This is a genomic window from Devosia soli (assembly GCF_000970455.1).
Lineage (GTDB): Bacteria > Pseudomonadota > Alphaproteobacteria > Rhizobiales > Devosiaceae > Devosia > Devosia soli.
Map to the genome: position 1 here is coordinate 232,518 of NZ_LAJG01000042.1, position 23,701 is coordinate 256,218.

The window sequence follows — 23,701 nt, forward strand, 5'->3', positions numbered from 1 at the left end:
AGGGAAGCTCCAACTGTCCCGAATCATACAGGCACTTGGAATAGTTGAGAATCGGCAGCTTTCGCGCTGTGAGAATTGCCACTGTGACAATTGACGCCGCCATTTTTTCCATCGGCAAAAATGACGATGTAAAAAACTGCAAAATGCACTCGCGGTGACGCACGAGCGTGTTACTGCTTGGACGCCACTTCATTCGGCGGACTTCAGATGCTTGCCTTGGCCGAACCCTATCTGCGCGCCATAGCCGATGCGCGCACGGACGCGCGCTATATCGCCATATTGGGCCAACTCGCCCAGGACTTCGGCTTTCGCAGCGCCTTCACACTCGAGTATAGCGACGAGCACCTGAACGTCCGGCGCGTGCTCGACAGCGATTCGCGCCGCGCCGTCTGGTGGGGCGAGTATCTCGATAGCGGCCTTCGAAAATCGCCTGACTATCTCAAGGCCATTTCCGAACAGGCCCCGGTCCACAGGGCCGATGGTTCGCGGTTTGCGGGGCCGGGCGATCCGCTCTTTGCATTCAGCCGGCGCATGGACCTCGTCGATATCACGACCGTCACGGTCAGCCATGATCATCGCGTCATCGGCATAGCCGGGCTTTGCGGCACGGTCGAGCTTGATGTGCGGCAGCAGGGCGCCTTGCAGCTCGTCGTTTATTCGCTCTTCGCCCAGATCCGCGGCGACCGGAAGACCGGCATCGTTACGCCGCCCGAGGCGCTGACTCCACGGGAAAAGGAAGTCATCGCGCTCAGCGCCGAAGGCATGACGTCGATCGAAATCGCCGAGCGCCTGGGGCTTTCGGCGCGGACGGTCAATCAGCACATGGACAATATCGCCGACAAGCTCGGCACCAAGAACCGCGCCCATACCGTGGCTGAAGCGGTGCGCCACCGCATGTTCTAGCGGAGAGTCTTGAAAAAGCTGGTCAAGAGCGCCTCGGCGCGCGAGGCCGATAGGCCGCCGATGATCTCAGGCCGATGGTGGCACGTCGGCTGGTCGAAGAGCCGGATACCGTTTTCGACCGCGCCTGCCTTGGTGTCCTCCGCCGCAAAGTACACTCGCCGCAACCGCGCATGGGCAATGGCGCCCGCACACATCGCGCAGGGTTCGAGCGTCACATAAAGATCGCAGCCATCGAGCCGCCCGGTGCCGCGCACCGCCAGCGCTTCGCGGATTGCCATCATCTCTGCATGCGCCGTCGGGTCGCCCAGCGCCTGCATCTGGTTGCGCGCCGAAGCGAGCACCCGGTCGCCCTCCATGACTACCGCCCCTACCGGTGCCTCGCCATGCGATGCCGCCTCTTCGGCGAGGCGCAAAGCAATATCCATCGGTGAAGGGTTCTGGGTCATGGCCTTCACTAGCCCGACACCCGCCCCTGAGCAAGAATGGGCACAAATCCCGATGCGGGTCGGAAAGTGCTGCAGCTTTCCCTATATTGGCCCCAAGGAGAATCGCCCTTGCCCATTCGCCAGCTTCCAGAAGACCTGATCAACCGCATCGCGGCCGGCGAAGTGGTCGAGCGACCGGCAAGCGTCGTCAAGGAACTGGTTGAAAATTCCATCGATGCCGGCGCGCACCGCATCGTCATCGCTACGGCCGGCGGTGGCATCGACCTCATCCGCATCACCGATGACGGCCACGGCATGGACCGGACCGATCTCATGCTTTCTGTCGAGCGGCACGCGACCTCAAAACTCTCCGTCGACGATCTCGACGATATCCGGACCCTGGGCTTTCGCGGCGAGGCCCTCGCCTCGATCGGCTCGGTCGCCCGCCTCTCCGTTGCTTCCCGCCCTGCCGATGCGGAATCGGGCCTTATCATCACCGTCGACAATGGCCGCCGTTCCGGCCCCGTCCCGCAGGCGATGAACCGCGGCACGGTCATCGAAGTCCGCGATATTTTCGCGCTCATCCCCGCCCGCCGGAAATTCCTCAAGAGCGCCCGCGCCGAAGCTGCCGCTATCACCGACGTGGTCAAGCGCCTCGCCATGGCCAATCCCGAAATCCACTTCATCCTCGAAGGCAGCGATCGCAATCCGTCCAACTGGCCCGCAGTCTCGGGCGAAGGCGCACTCGCCGCTCGCCTCGGCCAGGTCATGGGCGGCGATTTCATCGACAATGCCGTGCCGCTCGCCATGGCCCGCCATGGCGTCGTCGTCGCGGGGCTTGCCGGGCTCCCCACCTATACCCGCGCCAATTCGCTTTCGCAGTTCTACTTCGTCAATGGCCGCTCGGTGCGCGACAAGGTGCTGGTGGGTGCCATCCGCGCTGCCTATGCCGACTATGTTTTTAGGGATCGTTTCCCCGTCGTGGCGCTATATCTCGCGGTCGATCCCGGCGCCGTTGACGTCAATGTCCACCCCGCCAAGGCCGAACTCCGCTTTCAGGATCAGGGCGCCATTCGCGGCGCTGTCATCCGCGCTATCGGCACCGCCATCGCCGCCGCCGGTTTCAAGGCCTCCACCAGCGTTGCCGAAGACATTCTGGGCGCCTTCACTGCCCCTGAAATGGCCGAAGCGCCCGCCCCGGCCTACGAGCCCGCAACCGGCTTCAATGACGCGCCGCGCGCAACGAGCTACGGCTACCGCTCCGAAGCCGCCCCGCTCCATCTCGACCGCGCCCCCGGTCGCCTCGCGGGCTTCACCGCCCCCAGCGGCCGCGTCGAGCCTTTCACCGAACCCGCCGAGCCAGTCGATTATCCCCTCGGCACGGCCCGGGCGCAGATGTTCGATAATTATATCATCGCCCAGAGTGAGAAGGGCCTCCTCCTCGTCGATCAGCACGCCGCCCATGAGCGCCTGGTCTATGAGCGTTTCAAGGCGCAAATGGCCTCGGGCCCCGTCGCGAGCCAGGCGCAACTGATCCCCGTCATCGTCGAACTTCCTGAAGAGGACTGCACCCGTCTCGAAGACGCCGCGCCCGAACTCGAACGCTTCGGCCTTTATCTCGACCGTTTCGGCCCCCGCGCCATTGCCGTGCGCGAAACCCCGGCCCTTCTCGGCAATACCGATATTTCCGGGCTCATCCGCGACCTCGCCGATGGCCTTGCCGAATGGGACAGCACGGCCGCGCTCAGCGATCGGATGGAAGCCATCATCGGCCGCATGGCGTGCCATGGCTCGGTCCGCTCCGGCCGGCGCCTCCGCGTCGATGAAATGAACGCCCTTCTCCGCGACATGGAAGCCACGCCCCATTCCGGCCAATGCATCCACGGCCGCCCGACTTATGTGGAATTGAAAAAGGGCGACATCGAACGCCTCTTCGGACGCAGCCGCTGATGCTGTGGTTCACGAGCGACAACCATTTCGCCGACCCGCGCGTCCTCCGCATCGACCGCCGGCCCTTCGCCAACCTGCCCGAGCATGACTCGGCGCTGATCGCCAACTGGAACGCCGTCGTAAGACCGGAAGATGAAGTCTGGCACCTCGGCGATTTCGCCCGCGGCACGACCGAAGAGGTCGAAGCGCTCCTTGCCCAGCTCAATGGCACGAAGCACCTGATCATCGGCAACAACGATCCGCAAACAACACTCGATGCGAAAGGCTGGGCCAGCATCCAGCACTATGCCGAGCTCACCATCGACGGTCAGCTTTTCGTCCTTTGCCACTATCCGTTCCGCACCTGGAACAAGATGGGCAAGAAGTCGATCAATCTCCATGGCCATTCCCATGGCAAGCTGACCCCAGTCCCGCGCCAGTTCGACGTCGGCGTCGATGCGCAGGATTTTCGCCCCCAGCGCATCGAAGACATCATGGCGCGACCGCGCCGCAAGGCTAAGACATGACCTCAGGCATCCACCACGTCACCCTGATCACCGGCAACGTGCAGGCCAATGTCGATTTCTATGTCGGCTTCCTCGGACTTCGCCTCGTCAAGCGTACCGGCGGCTATGAAGACGCGCGTCAGCTTCATCTCTTTTATGGCGACTATGCCGCCAGCCCCGGGTCGCTCATCACCTTCCTTGTCTGGCAGGGCGGCTCATCTGGCCAGGCCGGCGCCGGCCAGGTCAGCGAACTCGCCCTCGCCATCGCGCCAGGCTCGATCGGCTATTGGCTCGAACGCGCCCTCACCCATCAGGTCAAAGTCGAGGGGACAAGCCAGGAATTTGGCGAGACCGTCCTACGCCTTCGCGACCCCGATGGCGTCATCGTCAAACTCGTCAGCGCCAATCTACCAGCGCTGACCATGCCCGAAATCGATATTCCCGCCGACCACGCCATCCGCCGCATTCGCGGCGTCACGCTCCTGTCCGAAGTGCAGGAAGAAACCACCGCCTTCCTCAGCCGCCATTTCGGTTTTCACCCCGGCCCCACCGAAGGCCCGATCCAGCGTCTCGTTTCCGAGGTGGGCGACGTCCTCGATATCCGCGACGCTGCAGGCTTCTGGCCCGGAGCGCCAGGCACCGGCACCGCCGACCACGTTGCCGTCCGAGCCAACGACGCCGCCGAAGTCGAAGCCACCGCAATCGAATTGCGAAAACTCAATTCGAGCCTCACCAATCTCCACGACCGGCAGTATTTCACCTCGCTCTATGTGCGCGAGCCCGGCAATGTCCTGATCGAAGTGGCCAGCGACGGGCCGGGTTTTACGCTGGACGAGACGCTCGACAAGCTTGGCCAGACACTCTTCATGCCGCCCGACACGCCAGATCCGGAAGCGATGAAGGTGATGCTGCCCCAGTTCGGCCTGCCCGGCGAAGAGCGTGTCGTTTACCGCGATCTCATCTACAAGCACCGCTTCTTCACACCCGAGGATGCAGACGGCACCACCATCGCCCTCCTCCATGGCACCGGTGGCGACGAAACCGACCTCATGCCGCTCGCCCACCGGGCAGCGCCGAAGGCGACTCTTCTCGGCCTCCGTGGTCGCTCGACCGAAAGTGGTGTCCAGCGCTGGTTCCGGAGTTTTGGCCCTTCGATCTTCGACCAGAAGGATATCCGGTTCGAATCCGGCGCGCTCGACGCCTTCTTCCAAGAAATCCGCAGCGCCTATCGCCTCGACCCGGAAAAGACCGTGGCCCTAGGCTATTCCAACGGCGCCAATCTTCTCGGCGCCGCCCTGCTGCTCAATCCCGGCTTTGTCCGCCGCGCGGTCCTGACCCGCCCCGTCATGGTGCTCGATGCGGTGCCGGAGACTGACCTCACCGGCACCAGCGTCCTCATCCTCCTCGGCAAAACCGACGCCTTCCGCCCTCAGGGCGAAAAGTTGGCGGACGCCCTAAGGAACAGGGGCGCGGAAGTTGGTGTGCGCCTCGTCGCCACCGGCCACGACCTCAGTGACGAGGACGCGCCAGCGATTGGGGATTGGCTTCTGACCTAAGCCGCTTTGGACCCTACATAGCGCGACTGTGGGCGGATCAACCGTCCCTTTTCCACCTGCTCATGCGCATGCGCGAGCCAGCCGCCGACGCGACCGGCAGCGAAGACGCCCGTAAATGCCTCACGGGGAAAGCCCAATGCTTCGAGCACGAGCGCGGTGAAAAACTCGACATTGGTTTCGAGCGCCCGGTCCGGCTTCTTGGCCTTGAGCAGTTTCAGCGCCTCGCGCTCCACCGCTTCAGCTAGTGCCAGCCGCTCGGCATCCATCCCGCCCGCTGCGCCCAATCGCGCCAATGCGGCCTTGAGCGCATCTGCGCGCGGATCACGAACACGGTAGATCCGGTGTCCAAACCCCATCAGCCGCTCGCCGCGCGCCAATTCCGCCGAAAGCCAGGCCTCGGCATTGCCGGGTCTTCCCACCGCATCGAGCATATCGAGCACCGGCCCCGGCGCCCCACCATGCAGCGGCCCCTTCAGTGCCCCAAGCGCTGCCAGCACGGCCGATGTATAGCCCGCTCGCGTTGAAGCCACGACCCGCGCCGCAAAGGTCGAGGCATTCAGCCCATGGTCCGAAACGGTCACGAGGTAGGCATTGAGCGCCGCAGCGGCTTCGTCGCTGGGCACAGTGCCAGTGAGCATTGCCAGCATATCGGCCGCATGGCCAAATTCTGGGTTCGGCGCAATCGCAGCCTTCCCCGCCTTGCGCCGCACCAAAGCCGGGACAAACACAGCCGGTGCCGCGGCCAACAGCAGAGCCGTTGCCGCATCCTCGCCATCGGGCAGCCGCGCCATCAACGCGCGCAACCCCTCGGTGATCGACAGCGCCAGGATGCCATCGTCGATCCAGGCTACCACCGCAAAGGCCCGCAACCGCGCCATGCCCAGCTTCGATTTCAACGTCACTGCCGGCAGCAGGTCGCCGCCAAGCAGACCCAGCACGTCTTCCCACGACTTGTGCCCAGCCAACTCCTCGAGCGTATATCCGCAGATCACCAACCGGCCATTCAGCCCATCGACCTCTGACAGTGTCGTCTCGGCAGCAATGACATCATCCAATCCAGACATATTGCGTCTCCTTCGTCTTTGACGCTAGATCGGCTTAATCAAGATTGACGTCAATCTTGATGCAATTGATCAATGTGAGGCGCCATGAGCTGGATATCGGCCGATCAAGCCCTGAGCCTTCTCGGCACCAAGCCGCAGACGCTCTACGCCAATGTCAGCCGCGGCCGCATCGCCGCCCGCTCCGATCCCGATGATCCGCGCCGCAGCCTTTATCGTCAGGACGATGTCGAGCGTCTCGCCGCGCGCCAAAAGGGCCGCCGCCCGGCGACAACAGTCGCCGCCGAAAGCATCGCCTGGGGCGAACCCGTTTTGGAAACGGCGATCTCCACGGTCGCCAATGGCCACTTTTATATTCGTGGTAAGGACGTCGCCGCGCTTGCCAAAACCGCCACGCTCGAAGACATGGCAGCGTTCCTCTGGAATGCGCCCGGCCCCGTCGACTTCGCGGCAGTCACCAGCATCGGCAGCAGCGCCGGTCTTATCGCAGCCTATCGTCAGATCGCCGAACTCGCCGCCACGCAAATGCCGCCGATCGGCCGCGCCCGCAGCGTACTGATCAAGGACGCAACCCTCGTCGTTTCGCTCGTCGCTTCGGCCATCACCGGTGCACGGTCCGGTCCAGTCCACGAGCGCCTCGCCACCCAATGGCAGCGGCCCGACGCCGCAAATAGTCTCCGCTGCGCCCTCGTCCTCTTGTCCGAACACGAACTCAACGCCTCAACCTTCGCCGCCCGCGTCACTGCCTCGACCGGCGCGCCACTTGCCGCCGCGGTCCTCTCGGGCCTCGCCGCCCTTTCCGGCCCCCTCCACGGCACCGCCAGCCTCAGCATGGGCGCCCTCATTCGTGACGCCAAGCGCCATGGCGTCGAAGCCGCGGTCTCAAGCCTTCTCCGCCAGGGCCGCCCGCTGCCCTGCTTCGGCCACCGGCTCTATCCCGATCACGACATCCGCGCGCCGGCACTTCTCGCGACGTTCGAAGTCCCAAAACTTTTCGCTGAACTCGCCAAGGTCGGCGAAGCCATGAGCGGAGAGAAGCCCAATATCGACTTCGCCCTCTCCGCCTTGGTCGCCGCTTATGATCTGCCTGAAGATGCCCCGCTGCAGATCTTCGCGCTGGCAAGAAGCGTCGGCTGGCTGGCCCATGCGCTGGAGCAGATCGAAACCGGCGCGCTGATCAGGCCAAGGGCAAGGTATGTGGGCGTGCCGACACCCCCACCCAGCCTCCCCCTCTAGGGGAGGAGTGGATCGGAACTCCCAAAAATCTCGGCAAACTCGATAGGTCCCTCCCCCTACCAGGGGGAGGTTAGGTGGGGGTTACTTCGGCCTCAACCAAAAACACTCGCCCCGCGATCCGCCACACCAACCAGGCTCCGGAACCCGGCAAACAACTCCCGGCCCATGCCAAAATGCTGCGGCCGCAAGTCTTCCAGGGCCGGAGTACGCGAGAAGAATTCTTTCTCGTCGCCGAGGAAAGTCAACGTGCCTTCATTGGCATCGAGCCGGATCATGTCGCCATCGCGAATCTTGCTGATCGGACCGCCATCGACGGCTTCCGGGGTCATGTGGATCGCCGCCGGCACCTTGCCAGATGCACCCGACATACGACCGTCCGTGAGAAGTGCTACCTTAAAGCCTCGATCCTGCAAAATGCCGAGCGAGGGCGTCAACTTGTGCAGTTCCGGCATGCCGAGCGCCTTGGGGCCGGAAAAGCGCACCACCGCAATGAAATCGCCGGTCAGTTCACCGGCCTTGAACGCTGCCTGCATGCCATCTTGGCTATGGAAGACGCGCGCCGGCGCCTCGACCACGCGATGCTCTGGCTTGACCGCCGAGACCTTGATCACCGAGCGGCCGAGATTGCCTGTCAGCAGCTTGAGGCCACCGGTCTGCTGGAACGGCGTCTTGACGCTGGTCAAGACCTTGGGCAGCGCGCTTTCGGCCGGCGCAGGTTCGAAGGCGAGCTTGTCTTCGATCAGCTTGGCTTCGACACTGTAGTTGGAGAGCCCCGCACCCCAGACGGTCTTGACGTCTTCGTGGAGATAACCGCCCTCGAGCAGTTCGCGGATCATGAAACCCATGCCGCCCGCGGCATGGAAGTGGTTCACGTCGGCGACGCCATTGGGATAGACGCGCGCCAGGAGCGGGGTCGCGTCCGAGAGGTCGCTCATATCGTCCCAGGTCACCTGCAGGCCGGCGGCTGCCGCCATGGCGATCAGGTGCATGGTGTGATTGGTTGAGCCACCCGTCGCATGGAGGCCCACGAGCCCGTTGACGATGGCCTTTTCATCGACGATGTGGCCGATGGGCGTATATTCATTGCCCTGCGCGGTCAGCGACAGCGCACGCTTCGTTGCCTCGCGCGTCAGCGCATCGCGAAGCGGCGTGCCGGGATTGACAAAGCTTGCCCCCGGCAGGTGCAGGCCCATGATTTCCATGAGCATCTGGTTTGAATTCGCCGTGCCATAAAAGGTGCAGGTACCTGCCGAATGATAGGATTTGCTCTCGGCTTCGAGCAGCTCCGCCCGGCCAACCTTGCCCTCGGCATAAAGCTGGCGAACTTTTGCCTTTTCATCATTCGGAATGCCCGAAGGCATCGGGCCTGCGGGCACGAACACAGCCGGCAAGTGCCCGAAGGTCAGCGCGCCGATGACGAGGCCCGGCACGATCTTGTCGCAGATCCCAAGATAGACGCCCGCATCGAACATATTGTGCGAAAGCGCGATGGCCGTCGCCATGGCAATCACATCGCGCGAGAACAGCGAGAGGTCCATGCCCGGCTGGCCCTGCGTGACGCCATCGCACATGGCCGGCACGCCGCCTGCCACCTGGGCCGTCGCGCCCATTTCGCGCGCCGCTTCCTTGATGATGTCGGGATAGAATTGATAGGGCTGATGCGCCGAGAGCATGTCGTTGTAGCTCGTGACGATGCCTAGGTTCAGCGTCTTGTTGCCGGCCAGCGCCGCCTTTTCGGAAGGCGCGCAAGCGGCAAAGGCATGGGCCAGATTGCCGCACGAAAGGCTCGACCGGTAAACGCCGGCTTCCTTGGCGGCATCGATGCGCGCGAGATAATCGCGGCGCGTGTCCTGGCTGCGGGCCGCAATGCGGTCGGTCACGTCCTTGATGGCCTGGCGGACGGTCATGGTCTTTCTCCATAAAGGGCAAGGACGCGCCAAAGGGGGGCCGCTGGCGCGGATAAGCCTTGCAACGATGACTGGCGCCGGGTGCGGCCAGGGCGGTCGATTGGGGACCGCCCCAGGGGCTCAGGGCGACCAGTAAACTGAAAGCGGCGCGCCTGAGCGAAGCACGGCGCGGATCGGCATCTCGTCGACCGGACCGTCGCCGAGCGCCTTTTCGAGCACTTCGGCCTTTTCCTCTCCCTCGATGTGGAGATAAAGGCCGTCTGTTTCCAAAAGACGCGGCAGGGTAAAGGTGATGCGTGGTTCGCCCGCGCCCGGCGCGTGGATGGCAAGGGTCGGGCCCTCGGCCGTCAGCGCCGCGTCGAGCGTATCGCCGCCCGGGAAAAAGCTGGCCGTGTGTCCGTCAGTGCCCATGCCGAGGATCACCGCGGCAAAAGGCTTCGGCAGCGCGCCGACCAATGCATTGGTCTTGGCCACAGCCTCCGGCGTTGGCTCGTCACCACCCGAATAGAGCGGCACGAAGCGGGCGACAGCCGCCGGTCCCTGCAGCATCTTTTCGTTGACCAGCAAAGCGTTGGACCGATCAGAGGTCTCGTCGACCCAGCGCTCGTCCACCGGCGTCACGACCACCTTGGTCCAGTCGACACCGCGGAATTTCCCGAGCGCCTGGAAAAACCTCCCCGGCGTCGAGCCTCCGCTGACGGCAATCGCCGCTTCGCCGCGTTCGGCAATGGCCGTGCGAATGCGGTCGGCAATGGCTTCGGCCAGCTCCTTGGCAAGCGTCGGCCGGTCGGCAAAGGTGCGGCGGTCTATGGTCACGTGAGCGGATCCTCATACCAGGAGCGGCCATCGCGCTCGATCAGCGCCACTGCGCCACTCGGGCCCCAGGTGCCGGCCGTATACGTCTGCGGCGGCTCGCTCGAACGATCCCAGGCTTCGCGGATCGGATCAACCCACATCCAGGCCGCTTCCAGTTCGTCGCGGCGCATGAAGAGCGTCTGGCTACCGCGGATCACGTCCATCAGCAGGCGCTCATAAGCTTCCGGCGTGCGCTCGGCAAAAGTCTCGGCAAAAGAGAGGTTGAGCGGCACTTCACGCAGGCGCATGCCGCCCGGCCCCGGATCCTTGATCATCATCAGGAGCTTGACGCCCTCGTTGGGCTGGAGCCGCATGATCAGCTTGTTGGGCTTGGGCGCGCCTTCCGCATGGTCGAAGATCGAGTGCGGAATGGGCTTGAACTGGATGCAGATTTCCGAGACGCGCTCGGCCATACGCTTGCCGGTGCGCAGGTAAAACGGCACGCCGGCCCAGCGCCAGTTGTCGATATTGGCCTTGAGCGCCACGAAGGTTTCGGTACGGCTGCCCTTCTTTTCTTCCGGCAATTCGTCCTGATAGCCGGCAACCGAGGTCGCTTCCGAGGACACGCCGCGATATTGGCCGCGCACGGTGTTCTTGCCCACTTCGCCATTGACGATCGGCCGCAGTGCCCGCAGCACCTTCAGCTTTTCGTCGCGCAGCGCATTGGCTTCGTCCGATGCCGGTGGTTCCATCGCCACAAGGCAGAGCAACTGCAGCATGTGGTTCTGGATCATGTCGCGAAGCGCGCCGCTCTCGTCATAATAGCCGCGCGTGCCGGCGCCGACGCTTTCGGCGACGGTCAATTGCACGTGGTCAATATGGGCCGAATTCCAGACCGGCTCGAAAAGCGTATTGGCAAAGCGCAGGGCCAGCAGGTTCTGCACCGTTTCTTTGCCGAGATAATGGTCGATGCGATAGACCTGATCTTCCTTGAAGATCTTGGCAACGCCGTCGTTGATCGCCTTGGACGATTCAAGATCATGCCCGAGAGGCTTTTCGATCACGACGCGGGCGTCGCGGCGATAAAGCTTCTTGGCCGCAAGATATTCGGCGATCGGCTCGAAAAGGTCCGGCGCCACGGCGAGATAGAAGGCGCGGACGATCTTTGGATCGTTGCGCAGCGCCTTGCCGAGATCGCCCGATTCATTGGGCTTGCTGGCATCGACCGGCACATAGGTGCAGATTTTGACGAAACGCTCGATCGTCGCCTCGTCCTGATAGTCCTTTTCGACGAACTGGTTGATAGCGTCGCGCACCGAAGTCTGGAAATCGGCCTCGCTGAGCTTGGAGCGCGAGGCGCCGATGATGCGGCTCTGTTCGTCGAACTGACCATCCTTGAAGCGATGATAGAGCGCAGGCACGAGCTTGCGCTTGGTCAGGTCACCCGTGGCGCCAAACACCACATAGTCGAAGGGCTGCACGGGGATGATACGGCTGGACACTGGGCAAGTCCCTAGTTTGAAGCGACGTTTTGCTTGGCGAGGATCACCGCGCCATGCAGGGGCTCGAATTGCGGCAGGGCGACGAAGTCCCCATAGCGTTGGGTGAGGCGCGGGAAGAGCCGCTGTCCGAGGCCACCGACAATGGCCATCACCTTGGCATCGTGCGCTTTGAACCAGCGCACATAGGTGTCGATATAGCCCGTCTGGATGTCGAGCATCTTGAGCGCGACCGGATCGTTCTGTTCGAGATGGTCGAACCAGAGCGGCATGAGCTTGCCGAATTCCCCCGGCGCCCGGCCGATCAGCGCGTCGTCGCACCCTTCGGTGCCGTCGCGGCTCAAAAGCTTGAGGTCCATCTCGGTCGCAAACGACCAGGTCATGACCGCCTGATTGTCGCCGCCGAGCGCAGCGATCACGGCCTTGGTCAGCGGCGAGCCGTCGACGAGGCCGTCTTCGGCCTCGACGGCATAGCGCGCAAGCTCACGGCCCAAAATAGCGCCCGACATCTGGTCGCCGATATGAAAACCCCAGCCGCCGGCCTGATAGCGCTTGCCACCGACGATCGACATGGCGGCCGAGCCGGTGCCGATGATGACGACCCCGCCTTCGCCCCCACCCAGGGCGCCAGCGTGGGCGATATCGATGTCGTCATAGACGGTTACACCGGCAAAGGGCCAGTTGCGTGCAGCAAATTCGGCGCGGGCCGAATCCATGCGCCCGCCGGCCATGCCGAAGCAGGCATAGGTATTGGCGGTCTCGGCATAATCGATCCCTGCGGCCTTGAAGACATCGCGGGTGCCGTCGCTGATCGCTTTATAGGCGGGCTCGCCGTCGTCGATCTGCAGGTTGGAACGGCCGTTCTTGACTTCAGCCAGCGTCGCCAGATTTTCGTCGGCTAAACGCACGCGGCAATTGGTGCCGCCGCCGTCAACGCCAAGGTAATATCGGGGCACGCGGTTTCTCCGTGATCAGGTGGGAAGCCGGGACGAAGCAGCGCCCGTCGCGACGCGAGCCACCCTAAAGTGTCAATTCGGCGCGGACCATAATGCGAAAGATCGTAAGACGAAAGTAGCATAAGCCCAAAAACGTTCGCCCGATGGTGGTTTTACGTGAGGCGCGCCAGAGCCGGATGGACGCGTGGAACGGGAGCCCGGTCAAATCGGTTTCCCGGACATCCACCAGGAAGCGGCGGGAGGACGAGATGCGGCATGCACTGGTTCTGGGAGGCGCGCGATCAGGCAAGACGGCTTTTGCCGAGCGATTGGCTCTGCGTGCCGGCAGTCGCCCGGTCTATCTGGCGACCGCCGCGACGCTTGATCCGGAAATGCGCGATCGCGTCGCCAGTCACCGTGCCGGCCATGCCGATCGCTTCACCACCATCGAGGAGCCGCTGGCGCTCTCCCCGGTCATTCTTGCGGCAGGCGACGTGCACGACGTGATTCTCGTTGATTGCCTGACGCTCTGGATCACCAATCTTCTGATCGCCAACGAGGATGTTGCGACCGCCGTGGGCGAGCTTTGCGCCACGCTGATGGAATTTCAGCGCGCCAAGGTAATCCTTGTCAGCAATGAGGTCGGACTGGGCATCGTCCCCGAAAATGCCATGGCCCGTACCTTCCGCGATCTTGCCGGCTCCGCTCACCAGCGGCTCGCCGAAGTCTGCGACGATGTCTATTTCGTCGCCGCGGGCCTGCCCCTCACCTTAAAAGGCAACTCTCCCCAACCGCAGGGAGCGACGGCGCAATAGATAAGAGTAAGTGCAATCAAGGGCTTGCGGGAACCAGCACCAGAAGCAAATGCTTCTGAAAATCACTCGCAAATACAAGGACTTGCCGGCGGTCGACATTGAAGCTATGGCCTCCTCCTCGCCGAAACGGAGACCGATCACATGTCCGAACGTACGCTCGCCATTGCAACGGCCAGCCTTGTCATTGGCATCGCCGTACTCGGCCTCAAATTCTTTGCCTGGTCGATCACCGGCTCCATCGCGCTTTATTCCGACGCCCTCGAATCGATCGTCAATGTCGTGACGGCCATTGCGGCGCTCGTCGCGGTGCGCCTCGCCCAACGCCCGGCCGATGCCTCGCTGCCTTATGGCTACCATAAGGCGGAGTACTTTTCGGCCGTTCTCGTCGGCGTCATGATCATCGTCGCGGCCATTCTCATTCTGCGCGAAGCCTATTTCGGCTTCATGTCGCCCGAACTGCCCCAGGCGCCGATCGAAGGCCTCGCCGTCAGCTTTGCCGCCACGGTGATCAATGTCGGCTGGGCACAGTATCTCAGGCGCTATGGCCACCGGGTGCGCTCGCCGGCGCTCGTCGCCGATGCCAAACATCTGATGACGGACGTCGTTTCGACCATCGGCGTCATCTTCGGCCTCGTCCTCGTCTATGCAACCGGCATCGCTGCGCTCGATTCAGCGCTCGCCGCCCTCGTCGCACTCAACATACTCTGGTCCGGCTGGGGCGTCATCCGCGACAGCGTCGGCGGTCTCATGGACGTCGCCGTGCCACCCGATACGCAAAAGACCATTCGCGATGTCATCTCGCAAAGCGCCGATGGCGCTATCGAGGCCCACGACATCCGCACCCGCCAGGCCGGCAAGCTGACCTTCATTGACTTCCACCTTGTCGTGCCCGGCGCCATGACGGTCGATCACGCCCACACCATCTGCGACGCCATCGAAGCCAAGCTGCGCGACGCGGTCAAGGACGTGCAGATCACCATCCACGTCGAGCCCGAAAACAAGGCCAAGCACGCCGGGATCGTCGTGGTTTAGGCCGACTGTCGCCCCTTGCCGTACGCCCCCGATGCGGGGCACACTCCCCGTCATGCGCCTCATCACTGCCCTCCTTGCCATCCTTCTTGCCGTCACGGCCGCTCATGCCCAGTCTGGCTGGGGGTACTATGCCAATGGGCGCTATGGTTACGAAGTGGACATCCCGCCCGGTTTCGAGGGCCAGGGCGAAAGCGATAATGGCGATGGCGAAGTTTTTCTGCTTGATGGCCGCGTCGGCAAATTGACGGTCTGGGGCGGTTACTTCGCGCTTGAGCCCGATTTCGAATCCGAAGCCAATGCCCGTTTTGCCGACGACCGTGACGATGGCTGGAACGTCATCTCCCAGGCTGCCACACCTGGATGGGCCACCTGGTCGGCCGAAAAATCCGGCCGCGTGATTGTCCAGCACATGATCGCCCTATGCGACGCGAGCGGTTATGCCGCGCTTCGCCTCGAATATGCGCAGACCGACCGCCCCAGGCTCGACGATCTGGTCGAGCCGCTGGTCACCTCGTTCAAGTCCGCCTGCTGAGGGCAATCGCGTCGGCATGATCGATGATGCGCCGCGCCGCTTCGGCCGCCGGTAGCGTCGTCGTATCGATATCGAGGCGATGCGAATGATCGACCACGAGCAATCTCTTGGTCCTCCGCACAATGGCAGCTCCCTCAGCATCGGTCATTTTAAGCCGTTCTCCGCGCTCGAGGGACGGAATGCGCCGCGCATGCGCCTCGTCCGATGCCGAAAGCAGAACCGGCACGAATATGCCGTCGCGCCGCCGGGCCGTGGCGACCACTTCGTCGTAGCACTGGCGGTCGAGCGGATCATCCTCCATCAAGGCGTTTGTAAGAACGAAGCTCGCATCCCTAGGGGCGATTTCGGCTATTGCGATCAGCGCTTGGCGGCGGATCGTCATGATGAGGTCCCAGGCCCGCTCCGGGATTTTGGTCCGCCCGTCTTCACGGATGAGCGAGAAGATCACATTGTTGGCGAGATGGTTGTCGAACAACCGGGCCGTGGTCGCCTCAACAATGGCTTTGCCGATCGTCAGTTTTCCGACGCCATAATGGCCGATGAGATAGATGATGGTGTTCTGCATCCATCTCGCCCTTCCATCAATAGTCCTGCGGTGGCAATTCTTCCGGATAGGGATAGCCGACCGAGATCGACTGGACCCGAACATCGAGCGTTTTGAGGAGCGGCTCCGAGGACGATACCGTCACCTCGCCCGAAACCGCATCGACATTGAGATCGGATGGATATTCGTCGTTGGGCGCAAAGCGGATCCAGAAGCCGCAGCCGTCTTCGGAATTGACCAGCGTGCCCTTTTCGAAATTCGCATTGCCGCCATAATCCCACCAGAAGCCGCCGACGGTAAACGGCGCGCCGTTGATCTTTTCCACCTCGGCAACGGTCATGCCGATGCGAACCCCGGTCGGGGTCTGCTGACTTGGCGAAAGCTCGACAGAACCGAGATATTCAAGCTTGTCCTCGTCCCACCAGCTGAATTCCATCGTCCGCTGCGGGTCATCCGGATAGACCGTTGTCGCCATCACTTCCATGCCCTCGGCGCCATAGACGATGCCGGTCTTGACGTTTTCGGCCCCGAACGTCTCCTTGACCAGCGCATCAGAGCTTGTCCGCCCGAACACGCCCTCGCAGGTGACGGTTTCCGCGACAGCGGGCGCCGGATCGGCCGTTTTGTCCTTGGCCAAAACCGGCGAAACGGCGATCAGCACGAGGCTCAGGGCGGTGAGCGGCAGGCGGGCGAACATGATGAAATTCCTCCTCAGCGGCGCACATTGTGACCGAGCTTGCGCCTGCCGACAATTGGCGACTCGCGATATGAACGAGGCCTGAAGGAGTTTTGCGATGAAGCCGATTAAGTTCGACAGAGAAGAAACCAAGGCCATCGTCGGAGAGATACAGGATTATTTCCGCGAGGAACTCGATCAGTCCATCGGCGCTATTCCCGCCGAGATGCTGATGCAGTTTTTCGTCGATAAGATGGGCGCCTATTTCTACAATCGAGGCCTTTACGATGCGCAGGCGCTCATCCGCAAACAGGTCGAGAACCTGACCGACGAGATCTTCGCGCTCGAACAACCGACCCGGCATCTGCGTTGAGCTTGCCAAAGTCGGCGATTAGCCGGAAATGATGCGGAACCTCGGTCAACCGGCCGAATCGCGCAACGGTGCTTCATGGGTCTTAATTTCCCCAGCCTCGCCCCCATCGGGCTGCTTCTCGCCTCCAACGTCTTCATGACCTTCGCCTGGTACTGGCACCTCAAATACCATGGCCTCGTGCTCTGGGTGGTGGTTCTGATCAGTTGGGGCGTGGCGTTCTTCGAGTATTGGCTCGCTATCCCCGCCAATCGCATCGGCTCTTCGGTCTATTCGGCGGCCGAGCTCAAAACCATCCAGGAAGTCATTTCGCTCTCGGTGTTTGCGCTCTTCGCCGTGTTCTATCTCGGCGAAAAGCTGACCTGGAACCACGCGATCGGCTTTGCCTTCATCGGCGTTGGCGCCTTCTTCATCTTCAAGGGCCCCCTCAAATAGCCAAGGCTATTTGAGGCAATCGACAAGCCCCCTGGCGAGACCGCGCAGCAGTTCGCCATAAAGCGCCGGGCCTTCGGGCAGCGCGCTGCCTTCGGGGTCGAGCACGCCAGCCTTGGCGTCTGTGCCCTCGATAATGGTGCTGACGATGGCCGGCTCGAAGTTCGGCTCGGCGAAGACGCAGGTTGCGCCCAGTTCGGCGACCTTGGTCCGCAACTCGTCGACCCGCGCCGCGCCCGGCATGGTTTCGGGCGAAACCGTGATCGAGCCGGCAACGGTGAGGCCGAAGCGGTTTTCGAAATACTGGTAAGCGTCGTGGAAAACGACGAAGGGCTTGCCCGTCACCGCAGTCAGGCTTGCTGCGATTTCGGTTTCGAGGGCATCCAGAGCAGCAATCTCGGTTTCGGCATTGGCATTATACGCCGCTGCATTGTCCGGATCGGCTTTGGCAAGAACGCGGGCGATCTCGGCGACCATCAGCTTGGCATTTTCCGGATCGAGCCAGAAATGCATGTCGCCTTCGCTCACTTCATCGGCATGGTCATGTTCATGCTCGTGATCATGCTTTTCTCCAGCGTGGTCATCGCCATCCGAATGCGCCTCGAAGGCGCCACCCTCGCGCACCGGGAGGAGCGTGATGCCTTCGGCATCGGCGAGCTCCACCGTCTCGGCCTTGGTCGCGAGCGATCCCAGCGCCTCGGCAAGGAACAGCTCCAAGCCATGGCCGGTCCAAAAGACGATGTCGGCATTCTCGAGAGCCTGCGCATCGGACGGACGCAGCGAATAGGTGTGGGGGGAAGCGGCGCCTTTGACGATCAGCCCGGGTTCACCCACGCCTGCCATCACGGCAGCGACCAGCGAATGCACCGGCTTAGTCGATGCAACGACATTGGGCGCTGCGAACGCCGTCCCCGTCAGCATCAGACCAGCAAGGGCAGCAAGGGGAAGAAGCCTCGTCATCGAAATTACCTCTTGGTCGCATCATATCGTCAAATGATATGTTATGTTATTACGCTTGCGGCGGTGTTATGCTATAACGTAAATATCACCGTCAAGAGCACCTCTGGATCTTTTCATGGACATGCGTACGAAAGGCGAGACGCTCATCACCCTTACCAATGCGGGGGTGCGAAGCGGGCATCGCATTCTGGTCGAAGGGGTCGACCTTACCATTTCGCGTAGCGAAATCGTCACGTTGATCGGGCCCAATGGTTCGGGAAAATCAACCACGGCCAAGATGGCCACTGGCGTCCTCAAACCCTCGATGGGCACGGTAACGCGCAAGCCGGGACTCAAGATCGGCTATGTGCCGCAAAAGCTGAGCATTGATTGGACCATGCCGCTCACGGTCGAGCGCCTGATGACGCTGACCGGTCGATATGCGCGGAGCGAAATCGAAGCCGCGCTTGCCGCAGTCGGCGCCGGCCGCCTGCTCGGTGCCGCGGTGCAGGAACTGTCCGGCGGAGAATTCCAGCGCGTGCTCTTTGCCCGCGCCATGATCCGCAAGCCCGATCTTCTCGTCCTCGACGAGCCCGTGCAAGGCGTCGATTTTTCCGGCGAGGTCGCGCTTTACGAACTTGTCCGCCAGATCCGCGATACCACAAAGGCCGGCATCCTGATGATCAGCCACGATCTCCATGTCGTCATGGCTGAAACCGACACGGTCATCTGCCTCAATGGCCATGTCTGCTGCCGCGGCACACCTGCCGCCGTCAAGCGCAGCCCCGAATATCTTGCGCTCTTCGGCACCCGCGCCGCCGAAACCCTGGCGATCTACGAACATCATCACGACCACGAGCACCACGACGACGGTTGCGTAGTGAGCAAGGATGGGGTGCATGCGCATGCCGGGCATCATCATGGCTGAGTTTTCGAGCGTAGTACCCCACCTCCTCCTAACCTTCCCCATCAAGGGCGAGGTTTCCGGCTGGTGGCTTTGGAGAGATGCTGCCCGACACCTGATGCAGCACCTCCCCCTTGATGGGGGAGGCTGGGAGGGGGTGTCGGCACGCATAATGTGCAAAAGTGGAGCCCCCCATGCTCGGTGACTTCTTCACCCGCGCCCTTGTCGCCGGCGTCGGCCTTGCCGCTGTTACCGGCCCACTCGGCTGCTTCGTCGTCTGGCGCCGCATGGCCTATTTCGGCGATACCATGGCCCATTCGGCGCTGCTCGGCGTCGCCATCTCGATCCTGCTCTCGATCAACATGACGCTCGGCGTCTTTGCCGTCGCTGCCCTTGTCGCCGGCGCGCTCCTCTTGCTGCAGCGCCAGAACACCCTCTCGACCGACGCCCTCCTCGGTATTCTCAGCCATTCTTCGCTCGCGGTCGGCCTCGTGCTTGTCGGCTTCCTCACCCAGGTGCGCATCGACCTCATGGGCTTCCTCTTCGGCGACATTCTGGCCGTCTCGACCGAAGACATCCTCATCATCTATGGCGGCGGCATCGCCATTCTCGTGCTTCTCGCGCTCAACTGGCGCCCGCTGCTTGCCGCCACCGTCAGCCCCGAGCTCGCTGAAGCCGAAGGCCTCAAGCCGGAGATCAGCCGCATTCTGCTCATGCTGCTCATGGCCTCGGTCATCGCCATTGCCATGAAGCTTGTCGGCGTCCTCCTCATCACCTCGCTGCTGATCATCCCCGCGGCCACTGCAAGGCGGCTGAGCGCCACTCCAGAGATCATGGCGCTCGTTGCCGCAGTGCTCGGCGCCGCCTCGGTCATTGCCGGCCTTTATGGTTCGCTGACCTGGGACACCGCCTCCGGCCCGTCGATCGTCGTTGCGGCGCTCCTGATCTTTCTTTTGTCCCTCACGGTCCCCACCGCCCGCCTGTTTGGCAGGAGAGAAAACCATGGCGCATAGCCACGATATGCCGACCGATCTCACGCGCAATCAGGAACTGGTGCTTGGCACGCTGACGGCCTCGTCGGGCCCCTTGAGCGCCTACGACATTCTTGACCGCTTGCGCACCGAAGGCCTCCGGGCGCCCTTGCAGGTCTATCGTGCGCTCGAAAAGCTGGTTGATCGGGGATTGGCGCATCGGCTTGAATCGCTCAACGCCTTCGTCGCCTGCGCTGATGCCCATTGCCACCGCAAAGGCCTTATCGCCTTCGCCATCTGCGAAGGCTGTGGCAAGGTGGACGAGTTCGCCGATGCCGTCATCGAAAGCCGACTCGGCGCCTGGGCGCATGCCGAAGGCTTCAAGGTCGAACGCACCACCATGGAAATCCGTGGCCGCTGCGCCCAGTGCCTCAAGGCGGCCTAGGCCGACGGCCCGAATGTCAGGAAACGCACTGCCGCCGCGCCATATTCGCGCTCATCGTCGAGCTCGAACCCCTGCGGCACAGCCACCGGCACATCGCGGCTTTCTTCCCAGACAAGCGTCGCGCCGGGCTTGAGCCAGCCATTCGCCGCCAGTTCGGCCAGCGCCTTTTCCCCGAGCCCCTGCCCATAGGGCGGATCGAGAAAGACGAGATCGAACTGCCCGAACGTACCCGGCGTCCCGAGCGCCGTCGCATCGCGGCGCAGGAGCTTGGTGATCCCGGCAACGCCGAACGCCTGGATATGATCGCGCACGAGGCCGCGCGATTCGGCGCCGGTATCGACAAATGTCACGTGTGCCGCCCCGCGCGACAGCGCTTCAAGCCCCAGCGCGCCGGTACCGGCAAAAAGATCGAGGACCCTCTTGCCCTCGAGTACGGGCCCGAGGCGTGACCCCAGGATATTGAACATGCTTTCGCGCACGCGGTCGGCCGTCGGGCGAATGGAATCGTCCGATGGCGAACTCAACTGCTTGCCGCGAAACTTGCCGGCAACGATCCGCACCGCTTAACCCCGCGGCTTGCCGCCACCGGGCCGCCCACCCGTGGGACGGGAGCCTCCCGTGGGACGTGAGCCACCCGCGGGACGCGAGCCGCCACCGGACGGGCGTCCTCCGCCTGCCGGACGACCGCCGGTCGGCCGGCCGCTACCTGGGTTACCGCCAAACGGCTTGCCGCCGGGACGGCCGCCAGTCGATGGACGGCCACCGTCGGAACGCGCGCCGCCAAAGCTCTTGCCTGCGGGGCGGCCACCCTGCGGCCGGCCCTGACCCGAATGGTCATCACGGCGCGGACCACGATTGTCGTCGAACGAGCGCTGCGGACGATCCGAACGCTGTCCACGGTCTGGCCGGTCGCCGAACGAGCGTGCCGGCTTGTCGCCGTAAGAGCGCTGCGGACGGTCGCCGCGGCTCGGACGATCCTCGAAATTGCGCGCCGGCTTGTCCCCGAACGACCGGGCTGGCCTCTCGCCTCCGCTGCGATTGGGGCGATCGCCACCACCAAAGCTGCGTTGCGGCTTGTCGCCAAACGGGCGCGCTGCTCCGCGTGCCGGGCGCTCACCGCCGCCAAAATTGCGCTGCGGGCGTTCGCCATTGCCACTGCGCCGATCGTCGTCCCTGCGCTGCGGACGCTCGCTGAAGCCACGAGCCGGACGTTCGCCGCCGTCAGTCCGGCTGCGCTGCGGACGATCGCCGTAAGGCTTCTTGTCGCCAAAGGATTTCCGCTCGCCAAAAGGCTTCTTGTCACTGAACGACTTTTTGTCGCCAAATGACTTTTTGTCGCCAAATGACTTCTTCGCTCCAAAAGGTTTGCGGTCGCCGTCCGGCTTGTCGGCGCGCGGCGCACGGATAGGCGGGCGGCCGTAATTGCTCGCCGGTTGATCGTCGGGATCGGCGCGGCCACGCCCGCCCCTGCCGGGACCCTTGGGCTCATACTCTTCCGGCGCGCGGCCATCATCTTCGAAGTGGATGCGGCGCGGCCGTACCGGACGGTCTTCTTCGGATGCGCCGAAAGCGTTGCGCGCAGCCGGCTTCCTAAAGCCGCGGCTGCGCGGGCTTTCGCTCATGGCGCGCGGAGGCGGGAACAGGCCCTCGGGCATTTCGCTGTCGAAGTCGACATTGGCCGCTTCCGCCAGTTTCTTGCCCAGCTGGTCCTTGAGCATCTTGGCCTTGACCACTTCGATCTCGCCCTCGTTGAGGTCGCCGAGCTGGAATGGACCATAGGATACGCGAATGAGGCGATTGACTTCGAGTCCGAGCGCCCCAAGCACGTTCTTGACTTCTCGGTTCTTGCCTTCGCGCAAGCCAACGACGATCCACATATTGTGCCCCTGCTCGCGTTCGAGCGTGGCTTCGATCGGACCATAATTAACGCCATCGACGGTGATGCCGTCCTTGAGCGCATCGAGCTGCGCCTGGGTGACATAGCCATGGGCGCGCACGCGATAGCGGCGCAGCCAGCCGGTCGAGGGCAATTCGAGAATACGTTTCAACCCACCGTCATTGGTGAGCAGCAACAGCCCCTCGGTATTGATGTCGAGCCGGCCGACGGTGACAACGCGCGGCAGTCCCTTTTCCTCGAGCGCTTCGAAAATCGTCGGGCGCCCCTCGGGGTCCTTCTCGGTCACGACGAGCCCGGCGGGTTTGTGATAGAGCCAGACGCGCGTGCCCTGGCGCTCGGCCAGCGGCTGGCCATCGACGATGATCTTGTCGCGGCTCGTCACGTTGAAGGCCGGCGTAATCACCTTCTTGCCGTTGACGGTGACGCGGCCGGCAGCAATCCAGCCTTCGGCATCGCGGCGCGAGCAAAGCCCGGCACGGGCCATGACCTTGGCAAGACGATCGGCGGTTTCGGGTTTTGGAGTGTCGCTCATCGAGAGGACTTTCATGTCATGCGGGACCCATTATGGGCGGCGCGGAGAATGCGAAAGGCGGCCGGATCATCCGGCCGCCGGGAATCATAACGTCCGGATGTCCAGAACTAGTTTTTGACTTCCGAGCCAAGCAGATTGGTGGAAGGACCGGTGCTGAGGACCGTGGCGCCGGGGCCGTTGCTGCGCAATGCCTTGCGCACCTGCTCGGGACAACGCTGGTCGTTCAAAGGCACGAACTCTCCCGCAGGCGTACGGCAGATGAGATTCGCGTCGCCAACACGTGTAAAATATTCGTCCGGCGGCAGATAAAGCGGACGACCTGTCGCAGCGGTGACCTGCATGCCAGCGGCGCTCATGCGTGCCGTCAGGGCGCGCGCTTCTTCGGCTGTCAGCGGACGGCCGGAAAGAGAGCGCAGATCGACGACCTTGGCGCTGCGCAGACGCGCCAAATCGGCTTCGGAAAGTTTAGATGTGTCGACTTGCACAGTATTGCTGTTCACCGGCAATTGCGCCGAAACGACTTGCGTCGTTGGAGCTGGCAGGCTGCCGTCCCGCGGCAGCACCAGCGGCGCGCGCGCCTGGGTCGGCTCTTCCTTGGCGGCCTCGCCCGGAATCAACCCGACGCCGCGTGCAGTCGTATTGAGTACTTCGCGCTCAAACGTACCGACATCGGTCAGCGCATTGGTTCCCTCAACCGTAGTGCAAGCGCCAAGGGCCAGTGTCGCTGCCAAAGCGAGTCCGGCAAGCCCTGCACGCGCCACGGCCGAAATACGGCCCTGCTGGCCGGTCAATCCAATACGCATGAAACGTCCCTTACGATAACGGCGGCCTTCATACCGCATTTCTGCCCCTAAGGCCAG

At 63.1% G+C, this 23,701-nt stretch carries 25 protein-coding genes; 13 read left to right on the plus strand and 12 right to left on the minus strand.

The window, feature by feature from the left end:
* Positions 1–177: 177 nt before the first annotated feature.
* On the plus strand, positions 178–903 hold the full coding sequence (locus VW35_RS20790) for a helix-turn-helix domain-containing protein (protein WP_152662653.1): 726 nt from the start codon (positions 178–180) through the stop codon (positions 901–903).
* On the opposite strand, the gene VW35_RS17635 is transcribed toward VW35_RS20790, so the two are convergent.
* Positions 900–1,349 carry a nucleoside deaminase gene (locus tag VW35_RS17635; RefSeq protein WP_046144565.1) on the minus strand — a complete coding sequence of 150 codons (450 nt, stop codon included), beginning with the start codon at positions 1,347–1,349 and terminating at the stop codon, positions 900–902. The two genes, VW35_RS20790 and VW35_RS17635, sit on opposite strands and share 4 nt — an antisense overlap.
* A gap of 108 nt (positions 1,350–1,457) precedes the next feature.
* Here VW35_RS17635 and mutL point away from each other — a divergent pair, with 108 nt between their 5' ends.
* From mutL to VW35_RS17650, 3 genes are read left to right on the plus strand one after another with little or no spacing between them, the layout of a single operon-like run.
* Positions 1,458–3,278, plus strand: coding sequence for a DNA mismatch repair endonuclease MutL (gene mutL / locus VW35_RS17640; protein ID WP_046144566.1), 1,821 nt, complete (start codon positions 1,458–1,460; stop codon positions 3,276–3,278).
* Positions 3,278–3,784, plus strand: coding sequence for a metallophosphoesterase family protein (locus VW35_RS17645; RefSeq protein WP_046144382.1), 507 nt, complete (start codon positions 3,278–3,280; stop codon positions 3,782–3,784). Before mutL ends, VW35_RS17645 begins: the two co-directional genes overlap by 1 nt.
* Positions 3,781–5,319 carry a VOC family protein gene (locus VW35_RS17650; RefSeq protein ID WP_046144383.1) on the plus strand — a complete coding sequence of 513 codons (1,539 nt, stop codon included), beginning with the start codon at positions 3,781–3,783 and terminating at the stop codon, positions 5,317–5,319. The genes VW35_RS17645 and VW35_RS17650 overlap by 4 nt, the downstream gene beginning before the upstream one ends.
* Here the strand turns inward: VW35_RS17650 and VW35_RS17655 are convergent.
* Entirely contained in the window at positions 5,316–6,383 is a 1,068-nt protein-coding gene (locus tag VW35_RS17655; RefSeq protein WP_046144384.1) for a citrate synthase, read from the minus strand. The genes VW35_RS17650 and VW35_RS17655 overlap by 4 nt on opposite strands.
* Positions 6,384–6,467: 84 nt before the next feature.
* On the opposite strand from VW35_RS17655, the gene VW35_RS17660 reads away from it, so the two are divergent.
* The gene (locus VW35_RS17660; protein WP_046144385.1) at positions 6,468–7,616 is read left to right on the plus strand and encodes a citrate synthase; all 1,149 of its coding nucleotides are present in this window, start codon (positions 6,468–6,470) and stop codon (positions 7,614–7,616) included.
* Positions 7,617–7,708: 92 nt separating this feature from the next.
* Here VW35_RS17660 and edd read toward each other — a convergent pair whose 3' ends face one another.
* The 4 genes from edd to VW35_RS17680 form a co-directional block, all read right to left on the minus strand.
* Positions 7,709–9,523, minus strand: a complete 1,815-nt coding sequence (gene edd / locus VW35_RS17665) for a phosphogluconate dehydratase (RefSeq protein ID WP_046144386.1) — start codon at positions 9,521–9,523, stop codon at positions 7,709–7,711.
* A 120-nt stretch (positions 9,524–9,643) separates the two neighbouring features.
* Entirely contained in the window at positions 9,644–10,339 is a 696-nt protein-coding gene (gene pgl, locus VW35_RS17670) for a 6-phosphogluconolactonase (protein ID WP_046144387.1), read from the minus strand.
* Positions 10,336–11,820, minus strand: a complete 1,485-nt coding sequence (gene zwf, locus VW35_RS17675) for a glucose-6-phosphate dehydrogenase (protein ID WP_046144388.1) — start codon at positions 11,818–11,820, stop codon at positions 10,336–10,338. Before zwf ends, pgl begins: the two co-directional genes overlap by 4 nt.
* An 11-nt stretch (positions 11,821–11,831) precedes the next feature.
* Positions 11,832–12,773, minus strand: a complete 942-nt coding sequence (locus VW35_RS17680) for a glucosamine kinase nucleotide-binding domain-containing protein (RefSeq protein ID WP_046144389.1) — start codon at positions 12,771–12,773, stop codon at positions 11,832–11,834.
* 248 nt (positions 12,774–13,021) lie between these two features.
* Here VW35_RS17680 and cobU point away from each other — a divergent pair, with 248 nt between their 5' ends.
* The 3 genes from cobU to VW35_RS17695 all read left to right on the plus strand — a co-directional run bounded on the left by cobU (position 13,022) and on the right by VW35_RS17695 (position 15,131).
* Positions 13,022–13,567, plus strand: coding sequence for a bifunctional adenosylcobinamide kinase/adenosylcobinamide-phosphate guanylyltransferase (gene cobU, locus VW35_RS17685; protein ID WP_046144390.1), 546 nt, complete (start codon positions 13,022–13,024; stop codon positions 13,565–13,567).
* A gap of 141 nt (positions 13,568–13,708) precedes the next feature.
* On the plus strand, positions 13,709–14,599 hold the full coding sequence (locus VW35_RS17690) for a cation diffusion facilitator family transporter (RefSeq protein ID WP_046144391.1): 891 nt from the start codon (positions 13,709–13,711) through the stop codon (positions 14,597–14,599).
* A gap of 31 nt (positions 14,600–14,630) precedes the next feature.
* Positions 14,631–15,131 carry a hypothetical protein gene (locus tag VW35_RS17695; RefSeq protein ID WP_152662654.1) on the plus strand — a complete coding sequence of 167 codons (501 nt, stop codon included), beginning with the start codon at positions 14,631–14,633 and terminating at the stop codon, positions 15,129–15,131.
* On the opposite strand, the gene VW35_RS17700 is transcribed toward VW35_RS17695, so the two are convergent.
* Both VW35_RS17700 and VW35_RS17705 read right to left on the minus strand, forming a co-directional pair.
* On the minus strand, positions 15,115–15,696 hold the full coding sequence (locus tag VW35_RS17700) for a hypothetical protein (RefSeq protein WP_046144392.1): 582 nt from the start codon (positions 15,694–15,696) through the stop codon (positions 15,115–15,117). The two genes, VW35_RS17695 and VW35_RS17700, sit on opposite strands and share 17 nt — an antisense overlap.
* A 16-nt stretch (positions 15,697–15,712) precedes the next feature.
* Entirely contained in the window at positions 15,713–16,372 is a 660-nt protein-coding gene (locus tag VW35_RS17705) for a hypothetical protein (protein WP_046144393.1), read from the minus strand.
* 97 nt (positions 16,373–16,469) lie between these two features.
* On the opposite strand from VW35_RS17705, the gene VW35_RS17710 reads away from it, so the two are divergent.
* Positions 16,470–16,724 (plus strand): DUF2164 domain-containing protein, encoded by a 255-nt coding sequence (locus VW35_RS17710; protein WP_046144394.1) that lies wholly within the window; start codon positions 16,470–16,472, stop codon positions 16,722–16,724.
* A gap of 75 nt (positions 16,725–16,799) precedes the next feature.
* Positions 16,800–17,156: a DMT family protein gene (locus VW35_RS17715; RefSeq protein ID WP_046144395.1), complete on the plus strand. Its 357-nt coding sequence runs from the start codon at positions 16,800–16,802 to the stop codon at positions 17,154–17,156.
* A gap of 6 nt (positions 17,157–17,162) precedes the next feature.
* Here the strand turns inward: VW35_RS17715 and VW35_RS17720 are convergent, their stop codons facing one another.
* The gene (locus tag VW35_RS17720; protein ID WP_046144396.1) at positions 17,163–18,113 is read right to left on the minus strand and encodes a zinc ABC transporter substrate-binding protein; all 951 of its coding nucleotides are present in this window, start codon (positions 18,111–18,113) and stop codon (positions 17,163–17,165) included.
* A 115-nt stretch (positions 18,114–18,228) separates the two neighbouring features.
* On the opposite strand from VW35_RS17720, the gene VW35_RS17725 reads away from it, so the two are divergent.
* The 3 genes from VW35_RS17725 to VW35_RS17735 all read left to right on the plus strand — a co-directional run bounded on the left by VW35_RS17725 (position 18,229) and on the right by VW35_RS17735 (position 20,412).
* Positions 18,229–19,020, plus strand: a complete 792-nt coding sequence (locus VW35_RS17725) for an ATP-binding cassette domain-containing protein (RefSeq protein ID WP_083982986.1) — start codon at positions 18,229–18,231, stop codon at positions 19,018–19,020.
* Positions 19,021–19,190: 170 nt separating this feature from the next.
* The gene (locus VW35_RS17730; protein ID WP_046144397.1) at positions 19,191–20,009 is read left to right on the plus strand and encodes a metal ABC transporter permease; all 819 of its coding nucleotides are present in this window, start codon (positions 19,191–19,193) and stop codon (positions 20,007–20,009) included.
* On the plus strand, positions 19,999–20,412 hold the full coding sequence (locus tag VW35_RS17735) for a Fur family transcriptional regulator (RefSeq protein ID WP_046144398.1): 414 nt from the start codon (positions 19,999–20,001) through the stop codon (positions 20,410–20,412). The genes VW35_RS17730 and VW35_RS17735 overlap by 11 nt, the downstream gene beginning before the upstream one ends.
* Here the strand turns inward: VW35_RS17735 and rsmD are convergent.
* From rsmD to VW35_RS17750, 3 genes are all read right to left on the minus strand, one after another.
* Positions 20,409–20,972 carry a 16S rRNA (guanine(966)-N(2))-methyltransferase RsmD gene (gene rsmD / locus VW35_RS17740; protein WP_046144399.1) on the minus strand — a complete coding sequence of 188 codons (564 nt, stop codon included), beginning with the start codon at positions 20,970–20,972 and terminating at the stop codon, positions 20,409–20,411. The two genes, VW35_RS17735 and rsmD, sit on opposite strands and share 4 nt — an antisense overlap.
* A 3-nt stretch (positions 20,973–20,975) precedes the next feature.
* Positions 20,976–22,841 (minus strand): pseudouridine synthase, encoded by a 1,866-nt coding sequence (locus tag VW35_RS17745; protein WP_161796941.1) that lies wholly within the window; start codon positions 22,839–22,841, stop codon positions 20,976–20,978.
* A 107-nt stretch (positions 22,842–22,948) separates the two neighbouring features.
* Positions 22,949–23,644: a hypothetical protein gene (locus tag VW35_RS17750; RefSeq protein WP_046144401.1), complete on the minus strand. Its 696-nt coding sequence runs from the start codon at positions 23,642–23,644 to the stop codon at positions 22,949–22,951.
* Between the last annotated feature and the right edge of the window lie 57 nt (positions 23,645–23,701).

Excerpts from the sequence above, each read along its gene's own strand:
- VW35_RS17635 (WP_046144565.1), bottom strand. The coding sequence starts at position 1,349 with ATGACCCAGAACCCTTCACCGATGGATATTGCTTTGCGCCTCGCCGAA.
- VW35_RS17735 (WP_046144398.1), top strand. The coding sequence starts at position 19,999 with ATGGCGCATAGCCACGATATGCCGACCGATCTCACGCGCAATCAGGAA.
- VW35_RS17730 (WP_046144397.1), top strand. The coding sequence starts at position 19,191 with ATGCTCGGTGACTTCTTCACCCGCGCCCTTGTCGCCGGCGTCGGCCTT.
- cobU (WP_046144390.1), top strand. The coding sequence starts at position 13,022 with ATGCGGCATGCACTGGTTCTGGGAGGCGCGCGATCAGGCAAGACGGCT.
- VW35_RS17715 (WP_046144395.1), top strand. The coding sequence starts at position 16,800 with ATGGGTCTTAATTTCCCCAGCCTCGCCCCCATCGGGCTGCTTCTCGCC.
- VW35_RS17720 (WP_046144396.1), bottom strand. The coding sequence starts at position 18,113 with ATGACGAGGCTTCTTCCCCTTGCTGCCCTTGCTGGTCTGATGCTGACG.
- VW35_RS17650 (WP_046144383.1), top strand. The coding sequence starts at position 3,781 with ATGACCTCAGGCATCCACCACGTCACCCTGATCACCGGCAACGTGCAG.
- VW35_RS17705 (WP_046144393.1), bottom strand. The coding sequence starts at position 16,372 with ATGTTCGCCCGCCTGCCGCTCACCGCCCTGAGCCTCGTGCTGATCGCC.
- edd (WP_046144386.1), bottom strand. The coding sequence starts at position 9,523 with ATGACCGTCCGCCAGGCCATCAAGGACGTGACCGACCGCATTGCGGCC.
- VW35_RS17725 (WP_083982986.1), top strand. The coding sequence starts at position 18,229 with ATGGACATGCGTACGAAAGGCGAGACGCTCATCACCCTTACCAATGCG.
- VW35_RS17695 (WP_152662654.1), top strand. The coding sequence starts at position 14,631 with ATGCGGGGCACACTCCCCGTCATGCGCCTCATCACTGCCCTCCTTGCC.
- VW35_RS17750 (WP_046144401.1), bottom strand. The coding sequence starts at position 23,644 with ATGCGTATTGGATTGACCGGCCAGCAGGGCCGTATTTCGGCCGTGGCG.
- VW35_RS17710 (WP_046144394.1), top strand. The coding sequence starts at position 16,470 with ATGAAGCCGATTAAGTTCGACAGAGAAGAAACCAAGGCCATCGTCGGA.
- VW35_RS17690 (WP_046144391.1), top strand. The coding sequence starts at position 13,709 with ATGTCCGAACGTACGCTCGCCATTGCAACGGCCAGCCTTGTCATTGGC.
- VW35_RS17745 (WP_161796941.1), bottom strand. The coding sequence starts at position 22,841 with ATGAGCGACACTCCAAAACCCGAAACCGCCGATCGTCTTGCCAAGGTC.
- VW35_RS17660 (WP_046144385.1), top strand. The coding sequence starts at position 6,468 with ATGAGCTGGATATCGGCCGATCAAGCCCTGAGCCTTCTCGGCACCAAG.
- VW35_RS17700 (WP_046144392.1), bottom strand. The coding sequence starts at position 15,696 with ATGCAGAACACCATCATCTATCTCATCGGCCATTATGGCGTCGGAAAA.
- VW35_RS17645 (WP_046144382.1), top strand. The coding sequence starts at position 3,278 with ATGCTGTGGTTCACGAGCGACAACCATTTCGCCGACCCGCGCGTCCTC.
- VW35_RS17655 (WP_046144384.1), bottom strand. The coding sequence starts at position 6,383 with ATGTCTGGATTGGATGATGTCATTGCTGCCGAGACGACACTGTCAGAG.